Origin of the sequence: Streptacidiphilus monticola, assembly GCF_042658505.1 — a bacterium.
Lineage (GTDB): Bacteria > Actinomycetota > Actinomycetes > Streptomycetales > Streptomycetaceae > Streptacidiphilus > Streptacidiphilus monticola.
This window is the reverse complement of sequence record NZ_JBHSQJ010000088.1, coordinates 1-10,672: the sequence shown is the minus strand read 5'-3', so window position 1 is coordinate 10,672 and position 10,672 is coordinate 1. Positions and strand designations below refer to the sequence as shown.

Genomic DNA, 10,672 nt, shown 5'->3' with positions numbered 1-10,672 from the left:
GGTCAGGCCGGAGGTGTGCAGGCGGCCGAGGCAGAACGCCTCCATGGTCGCCGCGTCGCGCACACGGCCGGCCCCGACCGCGGCCTCCGCCCCGCCGGAGTGGGCGTGCCCGCCGGCGGGGAAGCGGCCGTCGGCCAGCGTCAGCAGTACCGAACGGGAGGCCATCAGAAGAGGAAGTACCGCTGGGCCATGGGCAGTTCGTCCGCGGGCTGCGGCTCGACCACCTCGCCGTCGATGCGCACGGTGAAGCTGTCCGGCTCCACGGTGACGTGGGGTCGGGCCGAGTTCTCCACCATGTCGTCCTTGCTGACCCCGCGGGTGCTCCGGATCGCGGTGAACGGCTTGGCCAGGCCCAGGCGTTCGGGCAGACCGTCGTCCAGGGCCCGCTGCGTCACGAAGTTGAGCGAGAGCGCGGCGGGGGCGCGGCCCACCGCTCCGAACATCGGGCGGGGCAGCACCGGTTGCGGCGTCGGGATCGACGCGTTGGCATCGCCCATCTGCGCCCAGGCGATCTGGCCGCCCTTGACCACCAGGTCCGGCTTGACGCCGAAGAACGCCGGCGTCCACAGCACCAGGTCGGCCAGCTTGCCCGGCTCCACGGAGCCGATCTCGCCGTCCAGGCCCTGCGCCCGCGCCGGGTTGATCGTGTACTTGGCGACGTAGCGGCGGGCGCGCAGGTTGTCCGCGCGGCCGTCGCCGGGGAGTGCGCCGCGACGGCGCTTCATCACGTGCGCGGTCTGCCAGGTGCGCAGGATCACCTCGCCGATCCGGCCCATGGCCTGGGAGTCGGAGGAGATGATCGAGATGGCGCCGAGGTCGTGCAGCACGTCCTCGGCGGCGATGGTGGTCGGGCGGATCCGGGACTCGGCGAAGGCCAGATCCTCGGGCACGTCGGCGCTGAGGTGGTGGCAGACCATCAGCATGTCCAGGTGCTCGTCCACGGTGTTGCGGGTGTGCGGCCGGGTCGGGTTGGTGGAGCTGGGCAGCACGTTCCGCTCGGAGACCACGGTGATGATGTCGGGGGCGTGGCCGCCGCCGGCGCCCTCGGTGTGGTAGGCGTGGATGCCCCGCCCGGCGATGGCGGCGAGCGTGTCGCCGACGAACCCCGCCTCGTTCAAGGTGTCGGTGTGGATCGCCAGTTGGGCCCCGGACTCGTCGCAGACGCGCAGGCAGGCGTCGATCGCGGCGGGGGTGGCGCCCCAGTCCTCGTGGATCTTGAAGCCGAGCGCCCCGGCGCGCAGCTGGGCCCGCATCGACTCCAGCGAGACCGTGTTGCCCTTGCCGAGCAGGCCCAGGTTGACCGGGTACTGCTCGGCCGCCTCGAACATCCGGGCCAGATGCCAGGAGCCGGGGGTGATCGTGGTCGCCTTGGTGCCCTCGGCGGGTCCGGTGCCGCCGCCGACGAGGGTGGTGATGCCGGACCCGAGCGCCTCGGTGAACAGCTCGGGGCAGATGAAGTGCACGTGGGCGTCGATGCCGCCCGCGGTCAGGATCCGGCCCTGGCCCGCGATCACCTCCGTCTCCGGTCCGATGACCAGGTCCGGGTGCACCCCGTCCATGGTCTCCGGGTTCCCGGCCTTGCCCAGGGCGGTGATCCGCCCGTCGCGGATGCCGACGTCGGCCTTGACCACACCCCAGTGGTCCAGCACCACCACCCCGGTGATCACCGTGTCGGGGGCGCCCTCGGCGCGGGAGACCCGGCTCTGGCCCATGGACTCGCGGATCACCTTGCCGCCGCCGAAGACGGCCTCGTCGCCGCCCGCGCTCAGGTCCTGCTCCACCTCGACGAGCAGGTCGGTGTCGGCGAGCCGGATCCGGTCGCCTGCGGTGGGTCCGTAGAGGTCGGCGTAGCGGCGGCGGGACAGCCGCAGCGCGAACTCGGGCGCCGTCACCGGTCCACCGCCCCGGGGGTCTCGCCGCGCAGCCCCAGCACCTCGCGGCGGCCGCCCAGCGGCACCAGCTCCACCTCGACCGGCAGCCCCGGCTCGAAGCGGACGGCCGTGCCGGCCGGGATGTTCAGCCGCTGCCCGCGGGCGGCGGCGCGGTCGAAGTCGAGGCCCGGGTTGGCCTCGGCGAAGTGGTAGTGCGAGCCGACCTGCACCGGGCGGTCGGCGGCGTTCAGCACCCGCAGCCGGGTGACCGGGCGGCCGGCGTTGAGGCCGACCTCCCCCTCACCGAGCAGGATCTCTCCGGGGATTGGCACCTGTGTCCTCCTCAACTCGCCTGACTCAGTGGGTCCCGGTGCGGTCTCACCCGATCGGGTCATGGACCGTCACGAGCTTGGTCCCGTCCGGGAAGGTCGCCTCGACCTGGACGTCGCGGATCATCTCGGGGATGCCCTCCATGACGTCGTCCCTGGTCAGGACCGTCCGCCCGGACTCCATCAGCTCCGCGACGGTCCGTCCGTCGCGGGCGCCCTCCAGGATGTGGACGGTCAGGATCGCCACCGCCTCGGGATGGTTCAGCTTGAGGCCGCGGGCCCGGCGGGCCCGGGCGACATCGGCGGCGACATGGATCAGCAGGCGCTCCTGCTCGTGGGGGGTCAGCCTCATCGGCGCGCAACCTCGCGGGGGGCGTGGGGGAACCGGGCACCCCGTCGTGCCGCGAGCGACGACCGGCCGCGCGGAGGGTCTCCCGGCCCCGGCGGCGCCGCACGCCGGGCCGCACTGCCCGGTACCGCCGCGGGCCGGGCCGACACGGCCCGGTGAACACGTTCGGCCCACCGTAGCGGATCCGCAGCCGCTGGTCAGCGGGCTCGCGGACGGTGTCCCCTTTTCACAGCAGCGGACCTGGGTCACCATGGACGGACAGACCGTCACATCCATCGCACACCTGACACAGGGGGTAGTGATGAGGCTCGGAAAGCTGCTGGCCCGGGGCTATGCGGAAGAGAACGAAACGTCTGTCCTCGAGGAGGCCCCGGCCACGCCGGTCACGCAGCCTCGTCCCGCGGAGGCCGCCGCCGAGGAGACCCCCGCCGCCCCCCACCCCGTTGCGGTGACCACGGAAGGCTGACCCGGAGTTGACGCCCCGTCTGCGGCTGCGTCGAGCGCCGGAGCGCCCGGAGCGGCCGCCGGTCGGCTACAAGATCGCCCACGCGATGCTCTCGGCCGACGGCAGCCGCGTCGGGTTCCGGGGCGTCTCCCTGGGCTCGGACATCGTCTACGGCCCGATCGACGAGGCCGAGTGCGCATACGGCCGTCGGCACCGCGCGCCCTCGCGCTGGTGCGCCTGCGGCTTCTACGCCCTGCACCGCGACCTCGACGCCATCGAGCTCACCTGCGCCACGGAGTACCGCAACGCGGTACTCCTGGAGGTGCTCGTGCTCGGCCGCTACGAGCGCCACGAGCGCGGCCTGCGCTTCGAACGGCAGCGGGTCACCCGGGTGGCGGTCGGCCGGTGCGCCTGCGGCCTGCCCGCCCAGGGCCTGACCGACAGCGGCGAGGGCATCCCCGGCTGGCGCGCGCTGGTGTCCGTCTGCGGCGAGTGCGTCGGCCACCGCCCCTGGCTCGAGTTCGCGGCCTACGCCCAACGCGCCGGCGGCCGCCTCGTCGCCGTCTGCGACGACCGCCTGCCCCCCACGACCAGTCACGTGCAGCCTGCGGCCGGCACCGCCCCCGCCCCGTTCCCGACGGTGGACGACGACGCGCTGGTCCCCCAACTGGCGGCGGAAGCCGCGCTGTTGCAGGCCCGCCTGGACTGGTTCCAGGTCCAACTCGCCCGCCTCACCGGCGAAGCCGGTTAGCCCCGGCAGGAGGCGCAGCCTCCCGGGGCGCGAGGAACTGCGCGAGCAACCCACCCCCTCGCGGAGGTCCGGCCCGTCGATCGGGGACGGACCTCCNGCCGGTTAGCCCCGGCAGGAGGCGCAGCCTCCCGGGGCGCTAACGAAGGATGTCGACTCTTCCCAGGTTGCAGCCCGGGACCAGGCGTTGGGGGCGCGGCGGGCGGGGGATGAGCCGGTGGCGGGGGGCGTGGGCCTGAAGACTGAGGCTGGTCAGGGTCACCAGCAGGTCCGCGTCGTCGTCGCAGTCCAGGTGGACGGTGACCCAGACGGAGTCGTCGTGCAGGCGCACCGCCGTCGAGTGGGACAACTGGTCGTGCAGCCGGGCGATCAGATCCGCCGTCAGGCGGACGTCGGCCTCGCGGGAGCCGTGCATGTGCACGAGTTCGCGGTGGCCGGCGCGCAGCGCCGAGCCCGTTCCGCAGGAGGAGGGGGCGGTGACCAGATCGGGCCAGGTCGCCAGTTGTTCCATGGCACGACGCGCTGCTGTCACTCCGCCATCATCACCCGGTGGCGCGACTTTCCGCCACCTTCACGGCAGAACTGGTGCCCCCGGTTGACGAACCGTCACCCCAGTCCCCCCACCGGCCCGATGGGTCGCACAAGTGCGCGAGCGGCGACGCGGCTGCGCTCGTGGCCGACCAGCCAGCCCCGGGACACCTCGCGGACCAGCAGCGCCAGCCGGAACAGCGCGGAGGGCATCCGGCCGTGGCGGCGGCGGTAGAGGCGCACCTTGTTGAGCACCACCAGCGTCCACAGCCGCGGGGACACCTCGGACTCGCCCTCCAGGTGGACCGCCACCGCGCCGGGGACCAGTCGGGTGGCGAAACCCCGGTCACGGGCCCGTAGTTGGTACTCCGTCTCCTCCGAGTAGAGGAAGAAGGACTCGTCCCACGGCCCGCAGGCCGCCGCGCACTCCGCCGAGACCAGCAGGGCCGCGCCCGTCGACCAGTCGGCCCGGGTCGGGCGGGTGTAGGCGTCGGGGTCGGTGACGATCTCGCCGAGCAGGGGGAAGCGCCCCGCCCGGATGTTGCCCAGCACGGCCTCCCCCACCGCCCGCGGCAGGCTGGGCTCCCGGCGCAGGGTCGGCGTCACGCTGCCGTCCGCACCGAGCAGCCGCGGTGCGGCGATGCCGGTGCCCGGCTCGGCCTCCAGGCCGGCCAGCAGGGCCTTGCCGAAACCGGGCCGCAGCCGGATGTCCGGGTTGAGGACGAGGACCGGCCCTTCCGGGCGGACCTCGGCCACCGCGGCGTTGATCGCGGCGGCGTAGCCGGCGTTGCGGCCGGTCTGCACGATGCGGGCGTCCGGCAGCGCGGCCCGGACCACGGCGACGGAGTCGTCCGCCGACGCGTTGTCCGCGAGCACGAACTGCCAGTCCGTACCGGCCATTCCGTCCGCCAGGGTCTCCAGCAGACCCGGCAGCACGGCGGCGCTGTTCCAGCTGACGACGACGATCGAGACGACGCTCGACTTCACGGTTCCCCCCATGTACTGACGTCGCCCCAAATCCTAGGGACTGGACCGCTACCCTGGCTGCGAATGCGACTTCTGGGGGGATTCCGGAATGAGTACGGTCAGCGTCGTCATCCCTTGCTACAACTACGGGCACTACCTTGAGGACTGCGTCCGCAGCGCGCTGCACGAGCAGCCGGGGGTGGACGTGAAGGTGCTGATCATCGACGACGCCTCACCGGACGGCTCGGGGGCGGTCGCGGAGAAGCTGGCCGCGACCGACCCGCGGATCGAGGTGCGGGTGCACCAGCAGAACCAGGGGCACATCGCCACCTACAACGAGGGCCTGCTGGAATGGGCGGACGGCGACTACGTCGTCCTGCTCTCCGCCGACGACCGGCTGGTCCCCGGCGCACTGCGCCGGGCCGCCGCGCTCATGGACGCGCACCCCGAGGTGGGCTTCACCTACGGGCGCCCGATCCACTTCCAGCACGGCAAGCCGCTGCCCCCGGCCCGCACCGGGGACGGCACCGGCTGGGACGTCTACCCGGGTCAGTGGTGGCTGGCCCGCCGCTTCCGCGAGGGCCACGGCTGCATCACCTCCCCCGAGGTGGTCGTGCGCACCTCGCTCCAGCGCCAGGTCGGCGGCTACGACCCCGAGTTGCCGCACGCGGGCGACATCGAGATGTGGATGCGGCTGGCCGCCCACGCCGATGTCGGCCACGTCCGCGGCGCGGACGCCGCCTACTACCGGCTGCACGGGCAGAACATGTCCGCCACCACCTTCGGCGGCCAGATGGACGACCTGCGGCAGTGCCGTGCGGCCTACGAGTCGGTGCTCGCCAAGCACGGCGAACGCATCGAGGGCGCGGCCGAGTTGGACGCCGCCGTGCACCGCAAGCTGGCCCGCAACGCGCTGCGCCGCGCCGTCCGCGCCTACGACCGGGGTCGCACTGCGGTCGTGCCGGAGGAGGAGATGGTCGCCTTCGCCGCCGAGTGCTGGCCGGACTACCGCAGCCTGCCCGAGTGGAAGGGCCTGCAGCTGCGCCGCCGCATCGGCGCCAAGGCCATGCCCTACCTGCAGCCGCTCGTCCTCACCGCCGTCTACGGCAAGGTCCGGGAGAGGCTGTGGTGGGCCTCGTGGAAGCGGCGCGGGATCTGAGGGGGCGTCAGCCCGTCGGCTCCGGGGCCGGTCCCGGCTGCCGGCCCCAAGCGGACCAGTAGCTGGCCGGGTTGACCAGGTAGCGGACCGTGGGGACGGGCAGGTGCGCGATGCGGCGGCGGCGACTGTAGCGGAAGACCAGCTCCCAGTCCTCGCGGGGTACCACGTCCCGGTGCCGCCGCAGCCGGCTGAACCGCAGGTCGCGGTTGCGGCGGGCGACGAAGGCGTTGGTGTCCAGGAAGCCCTCCTCGGCCGCGTGCCTGCGGTCCCAGGGGACGGAGAGCACGTCCAGCTCGGTGCCGTCCGGGTGCAGCCGGCGCAGGGCCGTGTAGACGGCCTCCGGGCCGCCGGGCTCGGTGAGCGCGTCCAGCGCCCGAGCGAGGTGGTCGGGCTCCCAGACGTTGTCGTCGTCCAGGAAGGCCACGAACTCCGAGTCGCTGAGCCGCAGCCCGACGTTGCGCACCACGCCCGCGACGCCGATGTTGACGCTCAGTGAGACGGTGACCAGCCGGGGGTCCTCGGGCAGCAGCGCGAAGCCCGCGGCGTCGAGGCCCGCACCGTCGTCGACGACGACCACGACGTGGTTGCGGACGGTCTGGTCCAACGCCGAGCGCACCGCGGCGGCCAGGCCCTCGGGGCGGCGGTAGGTGGGGATCACCGTGGCGACCACGGCCTGCCGGGGCGGGAGGCCGCCGAGCAGGCGGCGTACCTCGGCGTCCTCGCGGCGGCCGGTGGCCACGGCGGTCGGCCAGAGCAGCAGCTTGTTGCGGACCTCCATGATGCGCAGGAAGCCGGCCCTGCGGCGCAGTGCGCGCTTGGCGGCGGCGAGCAGATCCACCGTCAGTTCCCCCTCGTGGTCCCGGTGTCCGGCGTGGTGGTCATACTCCCGCGCCCGCCGGCTCCAGCGGCGCGGTCCGCGGCGCCGGACGCAGCTCGTGCCGCAGCGGCCAGACCACCGGCAGGTAGAGCAACAGGGCAACGGCGCTCGCGGGCCACAGCGCCCAGGTCGCCCCGCCGCACAGGCGCAGCACCGCGTAGGCCGCGGCGGCCATCAGCACGCCTCCGGCGAAGGGGCGGCCGCAGGCCTGGAGCAGCAGCCGGGCCGGGATCCCGGCCCGTTGCAGCGCCCAGGCGAAGGCCGGGGCGACCAGGACCGAGGCGACCAGCACATGGCCGATGCCGACGCCCTGGATGCCGCGCCAGTGCGCGGCGACGATCAGCACCGGGATCAACGCGGCCAGCCACCAGCCCTGGACGGCCAGCAGGTCGCGCTGCCGCGCCGCGGCGGCCAGGCAGTCGTAGGCCAGCTCGTAGCCGACCCGCAGCAGGCCGAGCACCGCGAGGAAGGACAGCGCGGCCGCGGCCGCGGCCCAGGCGTCGCCGTAGACGGTCACGATCACCGGCTTGGCCAGTACCCCGAGCAGCGCGCACGGCGGTACCGCGGCGGCCATCAGCAGGGCCAGCCCGCGGCGGAAACCGTGGGCCAACTGCCGCGTGTCGTCGGCGAGTCGGGAGAAGCCGGCGAAGGAGACCCGGCGGGCGGCCTCCGAGATGGAGCGCACCGGCCAGGAGGAGACGTTGAAGGCGATCTGGTAGAGCCCGAGCGCGGCCGGGCCGAGGGTGGCCCCGACGACGAAGGTGTCCACGTTGATCATGCCGATCACCAGCAGGCTGGTGCCCGCCAACGGCAGTCCGAAGCGCACGAGTTCGCGTGCGGTGGACCGGTCCCAGCCGGGCCGGACCGCCCAGGGGACGTACACGGCGCAGCCGGCCAGCGCGGTGAGGTTGCCCGCGAACGCGCCCCAGGCGAAGCTCAGCGCCCCGTGCCCGGAGTCCGCCATGCCGAGCGTCACGCCGGTGGTGACCAGGAAGTTCAGCAGGTCCAGCAGCAGCCGCTTGCCCTGGGCGAACTCCCGGGCCATGACCGAGTGCGGCACGCAGGCGAAGCCGTCGATCAGCACCGAGACGCAGAGCACCCGCAGCACCGGGACCGCGTCGGCGGAGCCGAGTAGGTGCGCGAGCTGCGGCGCGGAGAGGTACAGCGCGGCGTAGAGGACACAGCTGAACAGGACGGATACCGTGACGGCGGTGGGCACGAACTGGCGCAGCGGCCGGTGGTCCCAGCGGATCACCGCCAGCGTGACGCCCAGCTCGTTGAAGGACAGCAGCACCCCGAGCACGGTGACGGCCAGGGCGTACAGGCCCCACTCGGCCGGCCCTAGCATGGTGCGGGCCAGCACGACGCCCGCGGCGAAGTTGCCGATCCGGATGACGACGGTGTTCACCAGGCTGAGCTGCGCGCCTGACCTGATCCGGGCTCCCAGGCCGCGGCTTTGCTTCGAGCTCACGCGTTCCCCCCGGAATCGACGGCCCCCGCTGGGGAGTATAGGCGCCGCCACCGGCGCGGCCCTGGCCATCCGTCAGAAAACGCCCCCGGGCGGACGGTTGGCGTGGCACGCTGAGCCCCGTGCGGATCATCCTGGGTGGGACCGCGGCGGATGCCGTCGGCTTGGACGACGTACTGGGGGCGGTCGACGCGCGACTCGGGGGCAACGAGCTGCCCCCGCTGATCGTCGCCTCGGCCAATGTGGACCACGTGCACCACTTCGGCAGCGGCGGCGCGCACGCGGGCCTGATCGAGGCCCAGAACGCGGAGGACGCCGAGTGGTTGGTGCTGCTCGACGGCATGCCGCTGGTGTGGCGCGTGAACCGGCTGACCGGGCGGCAGTGGCCCCGGCTGACCGGGTCGGACCTGCTCCCCCTGCTGCTGACCCGCGCCGAGGCGATGGGCGCGGTGGTGGGCTTCCTCGGCGGCATGCCGCAGGTGCACGCCGCGCTGGCCGCGGTTCTCGCGGAGCGGTACCCCGGCCTGACCGTGGGCGGGTACTGGGCGCCCGAGCGTGCGGAGCTGGAATCGCCGGACGGCGCACGGGAGTTGGCGGAGAAGGTCCGGGCGGCGGGGGTGCAGCTGCTGGTCGTGGGGCTGGGCAAGCCACGGCAGGAGCGGTGGCTTGCCGAGCAGGCCGCCGCCGCGGGCATCCGGGTCGGCCTCGCCTTCGGCGCCTCCGCGGATTTCCTCGCGGGGGCGGTGGACCGTGTCCCGGAGCGGTGGCGGGAGTCGGGCTTCGAGTGGCTCTACCGCCTCAGCAGGGAGCCCCGGCGGCTCGCCCGCAGGTACCTCCGCGAGGGCCCACCCGCGGCCTGGCGCCTCCTCCGCGACTCACGGATCCCCGGACAGCGTCGCTGACCTGCGCCTGCGGGGGCGCGAGGAACCGCGCGACCAGCACACCACTGACGGGGTCCGGCGCGGTGTGCGGGACGGACCTCCCCGAGTGGTGGGCTGGTCGCGGTGGGGCACCTCCCGCCCGAAGGGCGGGGGATCCTCGCGCCCCTGGCTGCGCCGCACTCACCCGATCCGGTAGGCAACGACCTCGTACGGGCTCAGGTGGTCGGAGAAGACGCCGTCGTGGGCCTGGAGGGTGCGGCCGTCCGAGGCGGCCACGGGGCCGCTGTAGTGGTCGGGGAGGACGAACGTCGCGTCAGAGGGGCCGCCCTCGGGCTGGGACGCGGAGTCCACCCCCACGGCGAACACCATCCGCTTGCCCGCCGCGACCCGCAGCGTCGCCTGTACCGGCGCGCTCCTCGTTCCCCCGCGCACACCCACGAACACCGGCGGCGCGTTCCACCACGCCGCGTACCTCTGCGCATCGGCGTCCACCTCCCTCAGCGTCGCCGCGCTCGCCGCGTCCCGCAGGCAGGCGTCGTCCACCTTCGCGGCGAGCGAGTGGCAGAACCACTCCAGCCCCGTCGCACCGTTCACCAGGGCGTCCCATGCCGCCGCGCGGACCTGCGCGGGGGTGGCGTGCGTCGCCCCGGCCAGGGTCTGGGAGGTGGCCTCCATCCGCACGGGGGCCTCCAGGAAGACCCACACCGGTTTGCCCGGGGCCAGCATCCGCGCCCGGGCGGCCGTCCGGCCGTACGTCCACACGCCCTTGTCGGCCGCGTCGTGCCACGGCGTCGAGACGCCGTAGTAGTCCACCGAGACGATGTCCGCCGCGGCCGCGTAGGCGGCGAAGGAGCCGTCGCAGCCAGCGCCGGCCCGGGCGCCCAGGGCGACGCCGGTGCCGAAGTTCACGTGCACCGGCCGGGCCGGGTCGGCCCGGTGCAGGCTGTCCGCGAAGGCGGCCAGCTTCGAGGTGGGCATGCAGCCGGCACCCTGCGGGGTGCCGTTGCCGACGTTCATGTCGGGCTCGTCGGCGAGTTGATAGCCCGTCAGG

11 protein-coding genes and 1 pseudogene are annotated in these 10,672 nt (G+C 73.8%); 3 read left to right on the top strand and 9 right to left on the bottom strand.

Going from position 1 to position 10,672, the window contains the following annotated elements:
- The 4 genes and pseudogenes from ACFP3V_RS21675 to ACFP3V_RS21660 form a co-directional block, all read right to left on the bottom strand.
- Positions 1-165 (bottom strand): annotated as a pseudogene (locus tag ACFP3V_RS21675) (urease accessory protein UreF); the annotation flags it as partial.
- Complete coding sequence (locus tag ACFP3V_RS21670; RefSeq protein ID WP_380585928.1) at positions 165-1,892, bottom strand: urease subunit alpha; 1,728 nt, start codon at positions 1,890-1,892, stop codon at positions 165-167. The pseudogene ACFP3V_RS21675 and the gene ACFP3V_RS21670, both read right to left, overlap by 1 nt.
- Positions 1,889-2,197 (bottom strand): urease subunit beta, encoded by a 309-nt coding sequence (locus tag ACFP3V_RS21665; RefSeq protein ID WP_380585930.1) that lies wholly within the window; start codon positions 2,195-2,197, stop codon positions 1,889-1,891. The genes ACFP3V_RS21670 and ACFP3V_RS21665 overlap by 4 nt, the downstream gene beginning before the upstream one ends.
- Before the next feature lie 52 nt (positions 2,198-2,249).
- Positions 2,250-2,552 (bottom strand): urease subunit gamma, encoded by a 303-nt coding sequence (locus ACFP3V_RS21660; protein WP_380585927.1) that lies wholly within the window; start codon positions 2,550-2,552, stop codon positions 2,250-2,252.
- A 470-nt stretch (positions 2,553-3,022) separates the two neighbouring features.
- Between ACFP3V_RS21660 and ACFP3V_RS21655 the strand changes: the two genes are divergently transcribed.
- A complete protein-coding gene (locus ACFP3V_RS21655) occupies positions 3,023-3,745 on the top strand; it encodes a hypothetical protein (protein WP_380585925.1) in 723 nt (240 codons plus the stop codon).
- Positions 3,746-3,881: 136 nt separating this feature from the next.
- Here the strand turns inward: ACFP3V_RS21655 and ACFP3V_RS21650 are convergent, their stop codons facing one another.
- Together ACFP3V_RS21650 and ACFP3V_RS21645 are read right to left on the bottom strand one after the other, a co-directional pair.
- Positions 3,882-4,274 carry a luciferase domain-containing protein gene (locus tag ACFP3V_RS21650; RefSeq protein WP_380585923.1) on the bottom strand — a complete coding sequence of 131 codons (393 nt, stop codon included), beginning with the start codon at positions 4,272-4,274 and terminating at the stop codon, positions 3,882-3,884.
- A gap of 74 nt (positions 4,275-4,348) precedes the next feature.
- Positions 4,349-5,257: a glycosyltransferase gene (locus tag ACFP3V_RS21645; protein WP_380585922.1), complete on the bottom strand. Its 909-nt coding sequence runs from the start codon at positions 5,255-5,257 to the stop codon at positions 4,349-4,351.
- 88 nt (positions 5,258-5,345) lie between these two features.
- Between ACFP3V_RS21645 and ACFP3V_RS21640 the strand changes: the two genes are divergently transcribed.
- Positions 5,346-6,395, top strand: coding sequence for a glycosyltransferase family 2 protein (locus ACFP3V_RS21640; RefSeq protein WP_380585920.1), 1,050 nt, complete (start codon positions 5,346-5,348; stop codon positions 6,393-6,395).
- Between the two features lie 7 nt (positions 6,396-6,402).
- On the opposite strand, the gene ACFP3V_RS21635 is transcribed toward ACFP3V_RS21640, so the two are convergent.
- Positions 6,403-7,233, bottom strand: a complete 831-nt coding sequence (locus tag ACFP3V_RS21635) for a glycosyltransferase family 2 protein (protein WP_380585919.1) — start codon at positions 7,231-7,233, stop codon at positions 6,403-6,405.
- A 40-nt stretch (positions 7,234-7,273) separates the two neighbouring features.
- Entirely contained in the window at positions 7,274-8,743 is a 1,470-nt protein-coding gene (locus ACFP3V_RS21630; protein ID WP_380585917.1) for an oligosaccharide flippase family protein, read from the bottom strand.
- A 119-nt stretch (positions 8,744-8,862) separates the two neighbouring features.
- Between ACFP3V_RS21630 and ACFP3V_RS21625 the strand changes: the two genes are divergently transcribed.
- Positions 8,863-9,642: a WecB/TagA/CpsF family glycosyltransferase gene (locus ACFP3V_RS21625; protein ID WP_380585915.1), complete on the top strand. Its 780-nt coding sequence runs from the start codon at positions 8,863-8,865 to the stop codon at positions 9,640-9,642.
- A 159-nt stretch (positions 9,643-9,801) separates the two neighbouring features.
- On the opposite strand, the gene ACFP3V_RS21620 is transcribed toward ACFP3V_RS21625, so the two are convergent.
- The coding region (locus ACFP3V_RS21620; protein WP_380585913.1) for a hypothetical protein at positions 9,802-10,672 on the bottom strand (871 nt) is incomplete at its 5' end.

Coding starts and splice junctions, on each gene's coding strand:
- ACFP3V_RS21660 (WP_380585927.1), bottom strand. CDS start 2,552: ATGAGGCTGACCCCCCACGAGCAGGAGCGCCTGCTGATCCATGTCGCC.
- ACFP3V_RS21640 (WP_380585920.1), top strand. CDS start 5,346: ATGAGTACGGTCAGCGTCGTCATCCCTTGCTACAACTACGGGCACTAC.